Consider the following 16,742-nt stretch of genomic DNA (forward strand, 5'->3'; position numbering starts at 1 on the left):
TCGGTGAACACAACCTTACGCGCCACCCCCGACCAGCGCAAATCCCTTCCCAGCAGCCCGCCACCTCGGGCAATCCGCCGCCTGGGGCGGCAGGGTGGGCAAGGCGGCACCCCGGCGCGGGGCGAGCGCTCATCGCGCCCCGGCCGACGGTCCCGCCTAAGCCGAAAGCTCCTGCCGCAAGGCGTCCCGCAACCGCCCGGCCCGCTCGGCGACCTCGGCCGGCCCGAGCTCCACAGCCCGGGACGCCCACTTCTGCCCAGCGGCAAGCTCCCCGCGCCGCGCACACAGCAGAGCCAGCCGCAACGCCGCCCGCCCATGCCCCGCATCGGCGGCCCGGGTCCACCACAGCGCCGCCTCCGGCTCACTGCCCTCCCGCGCGAGCAGCAGCCCGAGATTGAACGCCCCGTTGCGCGACCCGGCCTCCGCGGCCTCCCGGTACCACCGGGCGGCCTCGACGACGTCCCCGCGCGCGGCGGCCAGCATCCCGACCCGCACCTGCGCACGCCGGTGCCCGTGCTCGGCGGCGCGCTCGTACCACTCCTCGCACTCGCTCTTCGCCGTGACCGGCTCCCCCAGCTCGTGCCGGGGCGCGGGCGGCGTCCGCAGGTCGAGCAGCGAGGCGAGCCGGTACGCGGCCTCGGGGCTGCCCCCGCCCGCCGCACACCGCAGATGCCGCTCGGCACCCTGCTCGTCGCCGTCGCGCAGCCGTGCGATACCGGCCTGGAGCGCGGCCTCGGTGTGCCCCCCGGACGCGGCCCGCTCGTACCACTGGACCGCCTTGAGCGCGGACCCCTCGTCCTCGCGACCCGCGTAGAGGATGCCCAGGTTGAAGGCGGCGTCGACGCTGCCCGCCTCGGCCGCCTTGGAGAACCAGGGCTCGGCCCCGACCGCGTCCCCGTTCTGCAGGAGCAGCACGGCGAGCGCGTTGGCCGCCTCGCGGTGCCCCGCGTAGGCGGCGCGCCGGTACCAGTCCTCGGCCTGCGCGGTGCGCTTCTGCTCGGCGCACAGCAGCCCGAGGTTGTACGCGCCGTTGTTGTCGCCCGCGTCCATGGCGGCCCGGTACCAGCGCTCGGCGGTCTGGGTCTCGCCGCGTCCGGCGTGCAGCGCGCCCAGCGCGTTCGCGGCGTTGCCGTCGCCGTCCTGGGCGGCGCGCAGCCACCACACGGCGGCGCTCTCCTCGTCGCCCGCGTCGCGCAGCAGGAAGGCGAGGGCGCACGCGGCGCGCGGCTCGCCGTCCTTGGCGGACGTCAGGTACCAGCGGCCGGCCTCCTTCAGATCCCCGCGCTTCTCCAGGATCGCGCCGAGGTGCAGCGCGCCCCTGCGGTGCCCGCGCGCGGCGGCCTGGCGGTACCACTGCTCGGCTTCCTCCGCCGGGTTCTTGGCGTCCCCCGCAACGAGCACGTCGGCGCCGCCCTTGCGGTCGAGCGCGCGGGCGAGGCGGTACGCGGCCTCCCGGTGCCCGCGCTCGGCGGCGACCCGCATCCAGCGCTCGGCACCGACGTCGCTGCGGTGCTCCAGGAGATCGGCGAGGGCGTACGCGGCGAGCGTGTGCCCCTGCTCGGCGGACTGGCGCAGCCAGTACTCGGCGGCGGGCTCGTCGCCCCGCTCGCGGTGGTGCCGGCCGAGGGCGTGGGCTGCGGCGGCGGAGCCGGCGACGGCGGCGATGCGCCACCATCCCGCGGCTTCGTCGGCGTAGCCCCGCTGGTGCAGCAGGACACCCAGATTGTTGGCGGCGGCCCGGTCGCCCACGCTCGTGGCGTTACGCAGCAGAGGCTCGGCCCCGTCGAGATCACCGCGGCGCAGCAGCATGGCGCCGAGGACGCTCATCGCCTCGACGTCGCCGGCCTCCGCGGCCAGCCGCTGGCGCGCCTCCTCAGCAGCTTCAACCGGTTCATCCCGATCTGTCGGCTGCACAAACCGCCCTGTCTCCAACAGAGTTGCCTTGTCCCCCATAACGTCCATCGTCGCACCACCTGCAACCTGGGTACATCGTGAATACCGCAGCCAGTGAGGTCACTTCAGCGTTTTGTCGACATGCCCACAGAGAGATAAGTGAAACACAGATTCCTCAAGTCTCCCCGGGTGAAGCCCTCTTCGCACGTACCTGGGACAGACCTGGTACATCTCTGGTACGCCCTGGGCACACGTACCCCGAGCAGCCCATATCGCACCGAGACGCAGCGCACATGCCAGCGACTCATGACATCCGGTGCCCTGACGCACCGAAGGCCCGGAAGCCTAAGCTTCCGAGCCTTCGATCATCAGTAGCGGGGACAGGATTTGAACCTGCGACCTCTGGGTTATGAGCCCAGCGAGCTACCGAGCTGCTCCACCCCGCGCCGTTGTGATGCAACCGTACCACGGCGCGGGATGGTGCTCGCTCACCCTCCGACCTGCTGCTCAGCCACTGCTCTTCTTGCCGTCGGAGCCGCTCTTGTCACTGTCGCCGTTCTTGCCGGCTTCCTTCTCGGCCGCGGTCTGGGCCTTGTCGGCGCGCTCCAGGGCGCTCTGCAGATCGTCCTGGGCCTCGCCGTACGCGGTCCAGTCGCCGTCCTTCAGAGCCTTCTGGCCCGCCTCGAAGGCCTTCTCGGCGTCCGCGAGGGCTTCCTTGACCGTCGAGTTCGCCGGGCTGGTCGTGTCGCCGCCCGGTTTCTCCGGTTCGGTCGTCGAGCCGCCGTCCACCTCGAAGGCGTCGTTCAGCGCGTCCGAGAGCGAGTTCGCGAAGCCCATCTTGTCGCCGTAGGAGACGGCGACCTTGCGCATCAGCGGGTACTCGGAGTTCCGCCCCTGGGCGTAGATCGGCTCGACGTAGAGGAAGCCGCTGTCGAGTGGCACTGTCAGCAGATTGCCGTACAGGACCGTCGAGTCGGCACCCTTCATGTCGCGCACCCAGTTCGCCACCGGATCCCAGGAGTTGAGCTTGTTCTGTACCTGCTCCGGTCCCTGGACCTTGTCCTCGGTGACTCTCAGCAGCTTTATGGCGCCGTAGTCCTTACTGGTCGCGTCGGCGTCCACCGCCATGAAGGCCCTGAGGTTCGGCCTTCCACTCGGCGTGAACGTCGTCGTCAGTGAGAACTGCTGACTGCTCTGGCCCGGCATCTTCATGGACAGGTAGTACGGCGGAACCGCGCTGTTGTCCTTCTTGGTCGGGTCGTTCGGCACCTGCCAGGCGTCCGACGCGTTGTAGAACTGGTCGGAGTCCGTCACGTGGTACAGGCTCAGCAGCTCCCTCTGGACCTTGAACATGTCCTGCGGGTAGCGCAGGTGCTCCTTCAGGTCGGCCGGGATGTCGCTCTTCGGCTGCACCGTGCCGGGGAACGCCTTCTCCCACGTCTTCAGGACCGGGTCGGTCTCGTCCCACGCGTAGAGCTTGACCTCGCCCGTGTACGCGTCGACGGTCGCCTTCACCGAGTTGCGGATGTAGTTGACCTGGTTCTGCTGCGCCACCACGGAACGCTGGCTGTCGCCCTGGTTGAGCGAGTCGGCCGTGGTGTCGCCGAGCGTCGTCCGGGACGCGTACGGGTAGCCGTTCGACGTCGTGTAGGCGTCGACGATCCACTTGATCTTGCCGTTGACGACGGTCGGGTACGCGTCGCCGTCGATGGTCAGCCAGGGCGCTACGGCCTCGACGCGCTCCTTGGGCGTGCGGTTGTACAGGATCCGCGAGCCGTCGCCGATGGCGCCGGAGTACAGGATCTGCGGTTCGCTGAAGGCCACGGCGTACGCGGCCCGGTTGATCGGGTTGGAGAGGTTGACGCCGCTGTCGCCCTTGTAGCTGGTGGTCTTCTGCGTGCCGTCTTCCTGCTCGTAGTCCAGCTCCTTCTGCGGCCCGCCGACGATCGAGTACTGCGTCGTCTTCTCGCCGTAGTAGATCCGCTGGTTGTACGTCCCGAGGTCACCGCCGGTCGGCAGACCGGACTCGGTGAACTGCGGGGCGCCCTGCGAGGTGGAGGTGCCCTTCGCCGTCACGGCTCCGTAGCCGTGCGTGTAGACGAAGTGGTCGTTGATCCAGTTGCGCTTGTCGAGCTTGCCGAGGTTCAGCTCGCGCAGGCCCACGACCGTGTCCTGGCCGTTGTAGCGGTCCACGTCCAGGGTCGTCGGGAACTGGTAGTACTTCCGCTGCTGCTCCAGCTGCTGGAAGGTCGGCGACACGATGTTCGGGTCGTTCAGGCGGTAGCTCGCCGCCGAGTCGGCCTCGGTGCGCTGCTTCCCGGAGTCCTTGTCGGACCCCTCGCCGCTGTAGGCGCCGACCGTCGCCTTGTCGATGCCGTACGCCTTGCGCGTGGCGTCGATGTTCTTCTTGATGTACGGCGCTTCCTTGGACTGCTCGTTCGGCTGCACCTGGAACTTCTGCACGATGGCCGGGTACAGGCCGCCGATCAGGATCGCCGAGAGCACCATCAGGCCGAAGCCGATGACCGGAAGCTGCCAGGTGCGCCGCCACAGGGTCGCGAAGAACAGCAGGGCGCAGATGACGGCGATGCAGAACAGGATCGTCTTCGCCGGCAGATACGCGGTCGCGTCGACGTACCTGAGGCCCGTCCAGTTGTTCGTCGCCTTGAAGTCGCTGGACTTCACCGCGAGCCCGTACCGGTCGAGCCAGTACGCGACGGCCTTGAGGGCCACGAACAGGCCCAGGAGGACGGAGAGGTGTCCCGTCGCGGCCGCCGTGGCGCGCGCGCCCGGGCTGGTGATGCGCAGTCCGCCGTACAGGTAGTGCGTCAGCGCGGCGGCGACCAGGCCGATGACGGCCGCGGCGAAGCCGAAACCGAGCAGGAAGCGGTACCAGGGCAGGTCGAACGCGTAGAAGGACACGTCCAGGTGGAACTGTGAGTCCTTCTGGTGGAACGGCACGCCGTTCACGTACTGCAGCCATGTGCGCCACTGGCTCGCGGCCGAGGCGCCCGCGATCAGGCCGACGAGGGCGGTGATCCCGAGCAGCAGCCACTTCTTGAAGGGCGCGATGCCCATCCGGTAGCGGTCGAGGCTCTGCTGCTCCGTCGACATGGCGCTCAGCGGCGGGCGCAGCCGGTGCGCCAGCCAGATGTTCACACCCACGGCGAGGGCCATGAGCAGACCGAAGACGAAAAAGAGTCCGATCTTCGTCTGCAACGTCGTCGTGAACACGGACGAGTAGTCGACCGACCGGTACCAGAGCCAGTCCGTCCAGAACCCGGAGAACATGACGAAGGCCATGCCGAGCACGGCCAGGACGCCCAGCGTCAACAGCAGCGTCCGGGCACGCCGGGAGGGGCGTCCCACTCTGATCCGCGGTCCCGTCGGACCCCCGCCCCGGTCCGGCATCTGGAAAGCCAAGGTGCGCACCTCGATAGTTCGGTAATCGATCTGTCAGGCCCCCGAGATCGCGGACCCCTCACCTATGCAACTTACTCAGGCTTTACTCAGTTCCCGCTTCGGGGGACGAACGAGGCAGGATTGTGACCATGTCCAACACCCCCATGGCAGCAAGCCCCCTCACCCGGGCCGTTCTCGAGATCGACGAGTACGCCTCCGGCATGGGCTGGGACCAGCCCGCCCGCCTCTTCGCCCTCGTCGACACGGGCGCCCTGCGCGCCCAGGAACCGGCTCTCGCCGCGCAGCTCGGCCTGGAGACCGAGGGTGAGAGCAGCGGCTTCACCCCGATCCTCCAGGACGAGATCCCCGCCTCCAAGCCGCTGGACGAGTTCCTCGGCACCATCGCGTGGCCCGACGCCGTCGCGGGCTGCGCGCTGACGGTGGAGCGTCTGATGCTGCCGCCGTCCGCCGAGGCGTCCGTCCCCGAAGGGCTCACCGGCAAGAAGCTCACGAAGTGGGTCGCCGAGCATCCGGACCGCCAGGAGGTCCGGATGACGGTCGCGGTGCTGCGCGACGGCACCCGCGACTCCGCCCTCCGGCTGCGAGAGAAGGACTCGCCGACCGAGGTCCTCACGGGTTCGGACCTGGTGCCGGGCCTCGCCGAGGCGCTGGCGTCGACGTTCGCCGAGTGACGTTCCCACCCGACCACCTGGGACTACGTAGGACCGCGTAGGACTACGTAGAGGGGCGCTGCGGGAATTCCCGCAGCGCCCCTCTGTGTAGAGCCGTGTCTCAGCTCTTGGCGCTGCACTTCGGCAGGGCACCGGTGTGGCCGCTGCGAATGTCCTTCAGAGCGCCCATCGCGTCGTCCAGGGTGTCCACCTTGACCAGGGTGAGCCCGTCCGGGGTGTCCTTGGCCGCGGTCGCGCAGTTGTCCTTCGGGGTCAGGAAGTACTGCGCTCCCTTGTCGCGCGCGCCGACGAGCTTCATCCCGATGCCGCCGATGGGGCCGACCTTGCCGTCGTCGTCGATGGTGCCGGTGCCGGCCACGAACTTGCCGCCGGTCAGATCGGTGGGCGTGAGCTTGTCGACGATGCCGAGGGAGAACATCAGTCCGGCGCTGGGGCCGCCGACGTCGGCGAGCTTGATGTCGATCTGGAACGGGAAGGTGTGGTCGGTCCCGGCCTGGATGCCGACGATCGCCCGGCCGTCGTCGGCCTTGTCCGTCTTGATCGTCACGTTCTCCGTCGTGGTGGCCTCCTTGCCCTCCTTCTCGGCGGCGGCGGCCTGCTTGACGGGGACGACCGTGAACACGACGTTCTCGCCGGCCTTGTGCTTGGTGACGAGCTTGGCCACATCGGCGGGCTTGGTGATCTTGGTGCCGTCGACGGCCTTGATGACGTCACCGGCGTGCAGCCGGCCCTCGGCGGGGCTGTCCTTGACGACAGAGGAAACGATCACCCAGGACTTCACGGGGATGTTCAGCTCTTCCAGGGCGGCGACCTTGGCGCTCTCCTGGGACTGGCTGAACTCCTCGGCGTTCTCCTGCGAGGACTGCTCCTCGGTCTGGCCGTCCGGGTACAGGGTGTCGTGCGGCACCACGATGCTGTCGTGAGCGAGCCACCCGTAGACCGCGGAGACCAGGTTCATGTTGAAGTCGGCGCTGGTGACCCGGACGGTCGTCATGTTGAGGTGCCCGGACGTGTCGTACGTCTTGTGTCCGGAGATCTGGATGACGGGTTCGCCGTCATGGTCCGCGAGGGTGTTCACCGTCGGGCCCGGGGACATCTCCGCGTAGGGCACTTTGATGAGAACCCCCGCGCAGAGCAGCGCGATGAGCATCAGGGTCGAGGCGAGCATCGTCGCGGTGCGGCGTGGCATGGAACGACAGTACGGGACGCGCCCGTCCGTGCACCTGTGGGGCCGGTCCGTACGGGCCCAGGCCCTCAGGTCCCGGAGTGGGACTTCTCCATCGCCTCGCGGAACCGCTCATAGCCGCTGAGCTCGGTGACGTCACCCGTCTTGTGCCGGGTCCGGCCGGCCCAGGAGCCCCAGAGCGCGGCACCGACCGCAGCAACAACCGGAATCAGCAGCCACAAGAGAACTGCCATACCGACCTCCCGACCCCATGTGCGACCGCAACTGACTGATCAGCAGATTAACCATCCGCGCACTCAACGCTCGCCGCAGGGTGACGGTTACGCAACCGGAGCCTCAGCAGGCCCCGACCCACTCTTCCGTCCCGTCCGAGAACGTCTGGTGCTTCCAGATGGGCACCTCGTGCTTGAGATCGTCGATGAGCATCCGGCACGCCTCGAAGGCCTCGCCGCGGTGCGGACACGACACGGCGACGACCACGGCGAGGTCACCCACCGTCAGATCGCCGACGCGGTGGACGGCCGCGAGCGCGCGCACCGGGTACTTCGCGGCGACCCTCTCGGCGACGCGCCGCATCTCGGCCTCCGCGGTCGGGTGGCACGAGTACCCGAGCCGGTCCACGTCGGCCCCGCCGTCGTGATTGCGCACGGTCCCCACGAAGAGCGCGGTACCGCCCGCGGCGTCGTCGCCGACCGCGCGGAAGACCTCGTCGACGGAGAGCGCTGTCTCCCGTACGGCGAGCAGTCTGATCGGGTCCTGTGCCGCCTGCTCACCGGGGTGGTCGTGCTGGGTGGATGCCATGCCCTTCATCGTGCCGTACACCCCTGACAGCCGTGAATTGGAGCCTCCTACAGGGCACCCGGTCGGAGTCGGGTTTTCCGCACGGCGGGGGCCTCGGGTGGGGTCTCCCCCGCCCGGCCCCGTGCCTCAGATGCGGCGGCGGGCCTTGCGCACCCGCCGCACCACGGCAGCCGTGCCCAGCAGGGCGACCGTCGCGCCCGCCGCGCCCGCGGCCGTCGCGTCCTTGCGCCCGAGCCGTCGTCCGGCCACGGTGCGCCGCCCGGCGACCTCCTCGAGGAGTTCCGCGAGGACCTCCTCGTTCGTCCACTGGGGTCGCCATCCGGCATCGTGCAGCCTGCTCCCGCTGACGACCCAGGGGTACATCGTGAAGGCGAGGTCGCCCGCGGGCGAGGGCGTGAGGCCGATGCGGTGCAGCCGGGCCGCGGCGCCGAGCGCGACGGCCGACGGCAGCTCCATGCGGCGGATCCCGCTCAGCTCCTCGACCTCCTCCTGCTCCAGCCACCCGTCGCAGCCGACCGCGAGCTCTCCGTCGACCCTCTCCAGGACGGCGTACTCCAGCGCGCTGCAGAGGTCCTCCACGTGGCAGAACTGCCAGGCGGGCCGCGAACCGGCCACCACGAGGAGGCGCGGCGACTCGAAGTAGCGCGTGAGGGCCGTGTCCGTGCCGCCGACGAGCACCGAGGGACGCACCACGGTGACGTTGAGGCCGGGGTGCGCGCGGGGCGCGCGGCGGGCCAGCCGCTCGATCTCCAGGAGGTCGCCGACGCCGGTCGCCTCGGCGGTGGCGCGCAGCTCGGCGTCCTCCGAGAGCGGCAGCTCGTTGTCGGGAAGGGCTCCGTAGACCATGGTCGAGGTGCACAGGACGACGCGGTGCACACCGGCCGCGGCGGCGGCGGTGAGCACGGTCTGGGTGCCACGCACGTTGTAGGCGGTGCGCGCGGCCGGATCGGATTCGAGATCGAGGTCGAGCGCGAGGTGGACCACGACGTCGGCGCCGCGCAGCTTCTCGGCGATGGCCGGATCCCGTACGTCCAGGACATGCCAGGTGGCGGACGTGCACTCGCCCCGCCGCTCGTCGATGGCGAGCACCTGCTTGATCTCTTCGGAGGCGGCGAGCCGCTCGGTGAGCAGGGCGCCGATGCCGGACGCGGCACCGGTGACCGCGACGACGGGGCCGCGCACGGCCGGACTGGTTGAAGGGTTTCGCGCTGCGCGAACCTGCGGATCTGGGGAACTCACCGGGCGTCTCCAGCGGTTGTCTTCGGTAAGTACGTTATGACGCGTACGTACCAGGAGGCATCCATCCTGCCGCAGGCCATGAGTCGGCGAAGCACCGAGGCCCGATCCCGTCGCGGTGTCTACGCTGGGTGTGTGTAAGTCGGGCAGTCGCCACCGGGCAGAACCGGTGGCCTTACCAGCCGAGGAATCCCGTGAGTGACACCCCATTCGGTTTCGGCCTTCCGCCGGAGGAGCCGGAAGACGGCGACGAGGGCAAGAAGAAGGACCAGCAGAGCGGTGGCGGTCAGGGACCGGCCAATCCGTTCGGATTCGGCGGCATCCCGGGCCTCCCCGGCGCCGGCGGCCCCGGCGGCGCGGGCGGGGACAACCCGTTCGCGGCGATGTTCGGCTCCATGAATCCGAACGATCTGGGCGCGGCGTTCCAGCAGCTCGGCCAGATGCTCTCCTACGAGGGCGGGCCGGTGAACTGGGACATGGCCAAGGACATCGCCCGCCAGACGGTCTCCCAGGGCACGCAGGACGGCGTGAAGGACGCGAGCGTGGGCCCCGCCGACCGCACCGCGGTGCAGGAGGCGGTGCGCCTGGCCGACCTGTGGCTGGACGACGCCACGTCGCTGCCCTCGGGCGCGCACTCCGCCGTGGCGTGGAGCCGCGCGGAGTGGGTCGAGGCGACCCTCCCGGTGTGGAAGGAGCTCGTCGACCCGGTCGCCGAGCGCGTCGGCATGGCCATGGGCGACGTCCTGCCCGAGGAGATGCAGGCGATGGCGGGCCCGCTGATCGGCATGATGCGCTCCATGGGCGGCGCCATGTTCGGCTCGCAGATCGGCCAAGCGCTGGGCGTGCTCGCGGGCGAGGTCGTCGGCTCCACGGACATCGGCCTGCCGCTGGCCCCGGCCGGCAAGGCGGCGCTGCTCCCGCTGAACATCGAGGCGTTCGGCAAGGACCTCGGTGTCCCGCAGGAGGAGGTCCGCCTCTATCTGGCGCTGCGCGAGGCCGCCCACCAGCGGCTCTTCTCGCACGTGCCGTGGCTGCGCTCGCACCTGTTCGGCGCGGTCGAGGGGTACGCGCGCGGGATCAAGGTGGACACCACCAAGCTGGAGGACGTGGTCGGCCAGTTCGACCCGCAGAACCCCGAGCAGATCCAGGAAGCGCTCCAGCAGGGCATGTTCCAGCCGGAGGACACTCCGGAGCAGAAGGCCGCCCTGGCGCGTCTGGAGACCGCTCTGGCGCTCGTGGAGGGCTGGGTCGACGCGGTGGTCCACGCGGCCGCCAAGCCGCGGCTGTCGTCCGCCGACGCGCTGCGCGAGACACTGCGCCGCCGCCGTGCGACCGGCGGTCCGGCCGAGCAGACGTTCGCGACGCTGATCGGTCTGGAGCTGCGTCCGCGCCGTCTGCGCGACGCCTCGCGCCTGTGGGCCTCGCTCACGGACGCGCGCGGGGTCGACGGCCGTGACGGCCTGTGGGAGCACCCGGACATGCTGCCGACGGCGTCCGACCTGGACGACCCGGACGGCTTCGTCCACCGCGAGCAGCTGGACTTCTCCGAGCTCGACAAGATGCTCGGCGAGGCGGCCGGCGGCGGCGACAAGCCGAAGCTCACCAAGGACGACGACACGGGCGAGGACGACGACACCAAGTGAGCCTGTACGACGACGCGGTCCTCGTCCTGAAGGGCTACGAGGGCCAGCCGGAGCTGCGCCAGGCCTACCTGGACCACCTCTCCGCCCACGGCGAGGCCGGCCTGTGGAAGCCGTGCACGGCCGGTCACCTGACGGCGAGCGCCCTGGTGATCGACCCCGCGCGCGGGCGCGTGCTGCTCACGCTCCACAAGAAGCTCCAGATGTGGCTGCAGATGGGCGGCCACTGCGAGCCCGGTGACCGGACGCTGGCGGCCGCGGCCCTGCGCGAGGGGACGGAGGAGTCCGGGATTCCGGGTCTGACGCTCCTGGCGGGCGGCCCGGTCCGGCTCGACCGGCATCCGATTCCCGGCCCGTGCACCCAGCACCTGGACGTCCAGTACGCGGCGCTCGCCGCGCCGGGCGCCACGGAGGCCATCAGCGACGAGTCCCTGGACCTGCGCTGGTTCCCGTACGACGAGGTCGCTGACGTCGCCGACACGTCAGTGGTCCGCCTCGTGGAGGCGACGCGGGCGCGTCTGTAGGAACACAGGCACATGGGTAAGGGGCGGTCGCCATGGCGACCGCCCCTTACCCATGTGCCTGTGTTCCTGTGCGGCGGCTAGCTCCAGACGTTGCCCTGGTTCGCGCCGCGGGCGCCCTGCTGACCCATGCCGTACTGGGCCGCGAGACCGCCGCCGATCGCCGCGTGCTGCGGCGGCAGCAGCTCGCTGGGCTGGACGAGCGCGTAACCGCTGCCCATGAAGCTGAGCTCCCAGCCCTCACCGGTGTTGCCACGGCGCCGCCAGACGCCCGAGGAGTGCGTCTGCGCCTGCATCTGGACCCGCAGGCCGGTCGACCAGGCCACGATGGCGTCCGCGTCGACATTGACGTACTTGTCGGGCGTGACCTGCATCATCAGCGGCTGGCCCGATGTCATCAGGGCGACCTTGCCGTGGCCGGTGATGTTGAGCTGGTACTTGCCGGACCCGGAGATGCCGAACTGGCTGTCCACCGCGATGACCTCGTGGTGCAGGCTGGAGTCCATGGCCAGCACATAGTTGCTGTCCACGGTCAGACCGTCCTGCTCCACGTCCACCACGTGGACGTACTGCGCCAGGTTCGCGAGGTAGACGATGCCCTGGCCGTGGCAGCGCATCAGGCTCAGGCCCTCGCCGGTGACCGCGCGGGCGCGCTGCTGGCCGTGCGCCTGGTACTCGCCGTCGAACTCGACAAGTCCCTGGTAGGCGACCATCGAGCCCTTGCGGGCGAGGAGGTCGTCGTGGCCTTCCAGGACGACCCGCAGCATCTGCGGGTTCTGCACCGTGTAGCGGTCCTGGGACTGCTGGTCGGCGTATGCGAAAAGCGGGCTCTGCATGGTGGTTCGCTCCCCCTCAGCCCCGGACTCGGAGACGGTCGGTGCTGTCCTCGCTGGGCTGGACGACGACGATGCCCTCGCCGGAGAAGCCCATCTGGTAGGCCTCGCCGCTGCCGCGCCCGATGAGCGAGCCGGCCCGGAAGCTGCGCTTGCCCTTCACCTTCAGCTGCGGCGACCAGGCGATGAGCGCGTCCGGGTCCACGTACGTCTCGTCCTCGCCGCGCCCGCAGTCGACGACGATCGGGGTGCCTCGCGAGGTCAGGGCGACATATCCCTGGCCGCTGATGGTGATGTTCCACAGGCCCTGCCCGGTGAACTTGGCGAGGCCCTTCACACGCTCCACGCCCCACTGGAGATGGGCGTCGAGGGCGAGCAGGTTGGTGCCGTTGACGGAGATCGAGTCGCCGCCGAGGTTGATGACGACGACGTCGGCGCCGTAGTCGGCGAGGTAGAGCAGGCCGTCGCCGGACGCCTTCATCAGCGGGGCGCCCTCGCCGGTGATCCAGTCCCGGGCGATCTGGCGCACGGCGGGCGGATTGGGCTCGTACTGGACGAAGCCTTCGTAGGCGACCATCGAGCCCACGCGCGCGAGGAGGTCGTTTCCGGTCTGCATGGCGACCTTCAGCATGTTGCTGCCGTGGTTCTCCATGCGGGCGGCTACGGGTGTCGGGGCGAAGCCCGCGAGTGGCTGGTTCATGACGGGCTCCCTCAGACCTCGTACGGCTGGACGACGATGAAGTTGCCGGGTGCGCCCCGGAACTGCAGGTTCACGCCTTCGCCGCTGTGGCCCGGGTAGGCGTTGCGGCGCATGCGGACCTGGCTGGAGACGATCGCCTGGGCGGCGGCGGACCAGGCCACCACGGCGTTGGAATCGGCGAACGTCGTGGGGGTCACCGGCAGGACCACGGGGGTGCCGTGGGTCTTCACGACGACCGTTCCGGTGCCCTGGAACTGCATCACGAACAGGGCGCCTCCGGGGATGCCGTGGCCCTCGATCCTGCGCACCTCGTACTGAAGGCTCTCGTCGAACGCCAGCACGTTCTCCGAGGAGACGCAGATCGCGTCGCCCTGGAGCTCGATCGGGTGCAGGTAGCTGGCCTCTTCGGCGAAGAAGACCTGGCCGCGGCCGGTGCAGCGCATCAGCTGCATCTCCTGGCCGGTGGCGTTGCCCACGATGCGGCCCGCGAAGCCCGCGCCCTTGTAGCTGAAGTCGACCTTGCCCTGGTAGAGCACCATGCTGCCCTGTCGGGCGAGCACGGGCTGGTCACCGGCGGCGCCGAGGTCGACGCGGATCAGCTTCTTGTTCTGCGGCGTCCAACGCTGGCCGGTGGGGGCCTCGCGGTACTTCTCCAGGGCGGCCGCGACGCCGGGCGCCGCTGCCTGCTGCGGGACACCCTGCGGGGCGCCGTGCGGGGCTCCTTGGGGGCCGCCGAACGGGGACGGCGCGCCGGGCGGCTGGTTGTAGCCGGGCGGCATGGGCGGCGTCGCGGACTGCGGTCCGTATCCGGGCGGCAGGGTCGCGCCGCCCTGGCCCGGGACCTGTCCGAACGGCTGCTGCTGCGGCTGCTGTCCGTACGGGCTCGGGGCGGGCGGGGGCGGCGGCACGGTGCCCGGTGGCGTGGTCATGGGGCCGACGATGGTCGGCGCCTGGTGGATCGACGGTGCGGCCGGGGCGGGGGCAGGGGGCGGCGGCGTCTGCTGGGGTGCCTGGGGCGGCGCGAAGCTCTGCGGCGCCGGGGCGGGCGCAGGCGTGGGAGCGGGCGCCGCCGGACCGGCCGGTGCGCCGAAGGCGGGCGGCGCGAACCCGGGGGCCCCGGTCTGCTGCGGCGGCGCCGGCGCAGCGGCGGGCTCCTCCTCGGCGACCTCGCCGCCGAAGTTCTTCAGCAGCGCGTCCAGGCCGCCGTCGAAGCCCTGTCCGACAGCGGCGAAGCGCCAGACGTCCTTCAGGTAGAAGTCGCCCAGCATCACGGCTCGCTCGGTGGAGAACTCGGCGCCGTTGAAGGCGTACCGGGCCACCTCCTCACCACCGGCGACGATCCGGATGTATCCCGGGCCCACCTGCGACATCTGTCCCGCGCCGTCGATGGTCGCGGTGAAGGACAGCTTCTGGATCTGCGCGGGGATCTTGTCGAGCGTGACGCGGAAGGACTCGGTGTCACCGGCCTGCGCGCCCAGCAGCTGGACGGATTCCTCGGGCGTCTTCGGCTGGTTGAAGAAGACGAAGTAACGGTCGTCGGAGAGCCGCTCGTCGGCGTCGAGGCCGAAGCAACTGATGTCGAAGGTCAGTCCGGGACCGGCGATCTGTACGCCTACGTACAGATCGGTGCCCGCCGTGAGGTCACTGATCTTGGCCTTGTGGCCGCGTTGGAATTCCCTGGCCATGCGTAACGACCGTCCCCCATCCCGATGGTGATTGCGTCGCGCCAGGCTAACTGCAAACACCGACATCGGTAGATGTCGGTACAGCCCTGGTACAGAACCGTCCCCGCCGGGCAGCGGGCGTGCTCAGGGATCGATCATTCGCCGCGTGTGGCCGGCAGGTGCGGCAGCCGGTCGGCGGCGACCACCCCTTCGAGATATCCGCGCGCCCGTTCCGTACGCGGATACGCCTCCAGGAGCCGCCAGAAACGGGGGCCGTGCCCGGGCACCAGCAGATGGGCCAGCTCATGGAGCAGTACGTAGTCGACGACGTACTCGGGCATGCCCTGCAGCCGGTGCGAGAGCCGGATGCTGCCCTCGGCGGGGGTGCACGATCCCCATCGGGTGTTCTGGTTCGTGACCCAGCGAACGGACGCGGGGCGGGCCTTCCCGGCCAGGTGCTGCTCGGAGAGCCGCTCGGCACGTTCGGCCAGCTCGGCGTCGCCGAGGACCCGCTTGCTCTCCTGCGCCGCGAGCTTGTCGAGCATGACGCCGACCCAGCGCTTCTCCTCGGCCTCCGACATCCGGGCCGGGATCAGGACCACGGTGCGGTCGCCCTCGCGGTAGGCGGAGACCGTCCGGCGTCGCCGGGAGCTCCTGCGAACCTCGACCGCGCTCGCCCCAAGGCCGCCTGGCGGCGGTTTTTCCGTGCTGCGCTGCGTGGTCGTGGCACGGTGCAGTGGGTCGACGGGCACGCGCCCGACGTTACCCGCTGTACAGGGCGGAAGTCCCGCCTCCGGAACTCTTCGGTGCGGCCCCTGGCCGCCGACGATCGATTCGTACGACTATCACCCACTGCCTGTGGACAACTTTCCGCACCCGTCCCGCCGGGCGAGCATGCTGGCCCTCGATCGACGAGAACGGCACCCGCCGAACCGGCGGGAGCACGGCACGGGGGAACCACGGGGGACAGCCATGCATCCGATCCTCAAGCCCGCCCTGCGGCGCGGCTGGCACGACCTGAACACGGTCCAGTTCGGGGTCTCACCGGCACACGCGGTGGTGCTCGGACCGGTCGACACGGCCACCGGGAGCTTCCTCACGCTGCTCGACGGCACCCGGGGCGTGCCCCTGCTGCGGGAGGAGGCCCGGCGGATGGGCCTGCCCGACGGTCATGTGGACGCGCTGCTCGAGCGGCTGACCGGGGCGGGTCTGCTCGACGACGCGACGGGCGGCGGACCGGACGCCGAGGCCCTGCGCCGACGGACGGGGGTGATGGACCGGCTCCGCCCCGACCACGCGGCACTGACGGTCACCACGTCCGACCCCGCCGACGGCATGCGCAAGCTGGCGGCACGGCACGCCGTGCGCGTGCAGGTACGCGGGGCCGGCCGGGTGGGCGCGGTCGTCGCCTCGGTCCTCGCCGCGGCAGGAGTCGGCCATGTCGACGTGCGGGACGGCGGCTGCGTCGAGCCGTGGGACGTGGCGCCCGGCGGACAGCCCGCGGAGGCGGTGGGCGAGCGCCGCGAGGTGTCCGCGCAGCGGGTGGTGCGTGCGACGGCTCCGGCCCGGCCGCCGCGCCCGGACCGCCGCAGGACGGCGCCACGCCCGGCCGAGCGGGACCAGGGGGAACCACCGCTGTCGCTGGTGATCGTCGCGCCCCGGGACGGACTCGGCGTCCACTCCCCCGACCCGGTGGCCGTCGAGGATCTGATGGCCGCGGGGATCCCGCACCTGTACGCGGGCGTGGTCGAGGCCACGGGCGTGGTGGGGCCACTGGTGCTGCCCGGCGGTACGGGCTGTGCGCGCTGTCTGCTCCTGGGGCGCGTCGACCGCGATCCGACCTGGCCGCGGCTGCTCGCGCAGTGGGGCTCGGGCCGTTCCTCGCGTCAGGTCCAGGCCTGTGACGTGGGTCTTTCCACGGCTGTTGCGGGGCTTGCGGCAGCTCACGGGCTGGCTTTCCTGGACGGTGAGCTGCCGTCGAGCACGGGAGCGCGTTGGGAGGCGTCCGCGCCTGGGCTCGACTGGCACGCACGGCCGGTGTGGCCGCATCCGGAGTGCCCGTGCGGTGCGGGTGAGGGAGGTTACGGGAAGGAGACCCCCGTGGAGGAAGAGCCGCACGACACAATGGCGGGGTAGGCAATGGCCGACGGCGCCACGACGGCTGGACATGCGCG

14 protein-coding genes and 1 tRNA gene are annotated in these 16,742 nt (G+C 70.6%); 4 read left to right on the forward strand and 11 right to left on the reverse strand.

Annotation, left to right across the window (positions count from 1 at the left end; all coding sequences use genetic code 11):
* Positions 1-156: 156 nt before the first annotated feature.
* The 3 genes from K377_RS28310 to K377_RS28320 form a co-directional block, all read right to left on the reverse strand.
* Positions 157-1,962 carry a tetratricopeptide repeat protein gene (locus K377_RS28310; protein ID WP_111666386.1) on the reverse strand — a complete coding sequence of 602 codons (1,806 nt, stop codon included), beginning with the start codon at positions 1,960-1,962 and terminating at the stop codon, positions 157-159.
* A gap of 303 nt (positions 1,963-2,265) precedes the next feature.
* Positions 2,266-2,339, reverse strand: a tRNA-Met gene (locus tag K377_RS28315).
* A gap of 61 nt (positions 2,340-2,400) precedes the next feature.
* Entirely contained in the window at positions 2,401-5,304 is a 2,904-nt protein-coding gene (locus tag K377_RS28320; RefSeq protein WP_111666387.1) for a UPF0182 family protein, read from the reverse strand.
* 140 nt (positions 5,305-5,444) lie between these two features.
* On the opposite strand from K377_RS28320, the gene K377_RS28325 reads away from it, so the two are divergent.
* Positions 5,445-5,987 carry a PPA1309 family protein gene (locus K377_RS28325; protein WP_111666388.1) on the forward strand — a complete coding sequence of 181 codons (543 nt, stop codon included), beginning with the start codon at positions 5,445-5,447 and terminating at the stop codon, positions 5,985-5,987.
* 100 nt (positions 5,988-6,087) lie between these two features.
* Here the strand turns inward: K377_RS28325 and K377_RS28330 are convergent, their stop codons facing one another.
* From K377_RS28330 to K377_RS28340, 4 genes are all read right to left on the reverse strand, one after another.
* Positions 6,088-7,176, reverse strand: a complete 1,089-nt coding sequence (locus K377_RS28330; protein WP_111666389.1) for a PDZ domain-containing protein — start codon at positions 7,174-7,176, stop codon at positions 6,088-6,090.
* Positions 7,177-7,241: 65 nt separating this feature from the next.
* Positions 7,242-7,406, reverse strand: coding sequence for a hypothetical protein (locus tag K377_RS41775; protein ID WP_181512661.1), 165 nt, complete (start codon positions 7,404-7,406; stop codon positions 7,242-7,244).
* A 103-nt stretch (positions 7,407-7,509) separates the two neighbouring features.
* Entirely contained in the window at positions 7,510-7,974 is a 465-nt protein-coding gene (locus K377_RS28335) for a molybdenum cofactor biosynthesis protein MoaE (RefSeq protein ID WP_111666490.1), read from the reverse strand.
* A 126-nt stretch (positions 7,975-8,100) separates the two neighbouring features.
* Positions 8,101-9,213, reverse strand: coding sequence for an SDR family oxidoreductase (locus K377_RS28340; protein ID WP_111666390.1), 1,113 nt, complete (start codon positions 9,211-9,213; stop codon positions 8,101-8,103).
* Between the two features lie 191 nt (positions 9,214-9,404).
* On the opposite strand from K377_RS28340, the gene K377_RS28345 reads away from it, so the two are divergent.
* A complete protein-coding gene (locus tag K377_RS28345; RefSeq protein WP_111666391.1) occupies positions 9,405-10,853 on the forward strand; it encodes a zinc-dependent metalloprotease in 1,449 nt (482 codons plus the stop codon).
* The gene (locus K377_RS28350; protein WP_111666392.1) at positions 10,850-11,374 is read left to right on the forward strand and encodes an NUDIX hydrolase; all 525 of its coding nucleotides are present in this window, start codon (positions 10,850-10,852) and stop codon (positions 11,372-11,374) included. The genes K377_RS28345 and K377_RS28350 overlap by 4 nt, the downstream gene beginning before the upstream one ends.
* 77 nt (positions 11,375-11,451) lie before the next feature.
* Here the strand turns inward: K377_RS28350 and K377_RS28355 are convergent, their stop codons facing one another.
* The 4 genes from K377_RS28355 to K377_RS28370 form a co-directional block, all read right to left on the reverse strand.
* Positions 11,452-12,207 (reverse strand): AIM24 family protein, encoded by a 756-nt coding sequence (locus tag K377_RS28355; RefSeq protein WP_111666393.1) that lies wholly within the window; start codon positions 12,205-12,207, stop codon positions 11,452-11,454.
* A 16-nt stretch (positions 12,208-12,223) separates the two neighbouring features.
* Positions 12,224-12,904 (reverse strand): AIM24 family protein, encoded by a 681-nt coding sequence (locus K377_RS28360; protein WP_111666394.1) that lies wholly within the window; start codon positions 12,902-12,904, stop codon positions 12,224-12,226.
* Positions 12,905-12,915: 11 nt separating this feature from the next.
* Positions 12,916-14,589 carry a TerD family protein gene (locus tag K377_RS28365; RefSeq protein ID WP_111666395.1) on the reverse strand — a complete coding sequence of 558 codons (1,674 nt, stop codon included), beginning with the start codon at positions 14,587-14,589 and terminating at the stop codon, positions 12,916-12,918.
* Positions 14,590-14,723: 134 nt separating this feature from the next.
* Positions 14,724-15,320, reverse strand: coding sequence for a M48 family metallopeptidase (locus tag K377_RS28370; protein WP_111666396.1), 597 nt, complete (start codon positions 15,318-15,320; stop codon positions 14,724-14,726).
* Between the two features lie 220 nt (positions 15,321-15,540).
* Here K377_RS28370 and K377_RS28375 point away from each other — a divergent pair, with 220 nt between their 5' ends.
* Complete coding sequence (locus K377_RS28375; protein ID WP_111666397.1) at positions 15,541-16,704, forward strand: ThiF family adenylyltransferase; 1,164 nt, start codon at positions 15,541-15,543, stop codon at positions 16,702-16,704.
* The last annotated feature ends 38 nt before the right edge of the window (positions 16,705-16,742 follow it).

The organism is Streptomyces sp. PsTaAH-137 (assembly GCF_003259365.1).
Classification (GTDB): Bacteria; Actinomycetota; Actinomycetes; order Streptomycetales; family Streptomycetaceae; genus Streptomyces.

Bases quoted from the DNA above. Each gene is read 5' to 3' on its own strand.
- K377_RS28310 (WP_111666386.1), bottom strand. From the start codon at position 1,962: ATGGACGTTATGGGGGACAAGGCAACTCTGTTGGAGACAGGGCGGTTT.
- K377_RS28320 (WP_111666387.1), bottom strand. From the start codon at position 5,304: ATGCCGGACCGGGGCGGGGGTCCGACGGGACCGCGGATCAGAGTGGGA.
- K377_RS28325 (WP_111666388.1), top strand. From the start codon at position 5,445: ATGTCCAACACCCCCATGGCAGCAAGCCCCCTCACCCGGGCCGTTCTC.
- K377_RS28330 (WP_111666389.1), bottom strand. From the start codon at position 7,176: ATGCCACGCCGCACCGCGACGATGCTCGCCTCGACCCTGATGCTCATC.
- K377_RS41775 (WP_181512661.1), bottom strand. From the start codon at position 7,406: ATGGCAGTTCTCTTGTGGCTGCTGATTCCGGTTGTTGCTGCGGTCGGT.
- K377_RS28335 (WP_111666490.1), bottom strand. From the start codon at position 7,974: ATGGCATCCACCCAGCACGACCACCCCGGTGAGCAGGCGGCACAGGAC.
- K377_RS28355 (WP_111666393.1), bottom strand. From the start codon at position 12,207: ATGCAGAGCCCGCTTTTCGCATACGCCGACCAGCAGTCCCAGGACCGC.
- K377_RS28360 (WP_111666394.1), bottom strand. From the start codon at position 12,904: ATGAACCAGCCACTCGCGGGCTTCGCCCCGACACCCGTAGCCGCCCGC.
- K377_RS28365 (WP_111666395.1), bottom strand. From the start codon at position 14,589: ATGGCCAGGGAATTCCAACGCGGCCACAAGGCCAAGATCAGTGACCTC.
- K377_RS28375 (WP_111666397.1), top strand. From the start codon at position 15,541: ATGCATCCGATCCTCAAGCCCGCCCTGCGGCGCGGCTGGCACGACCTG.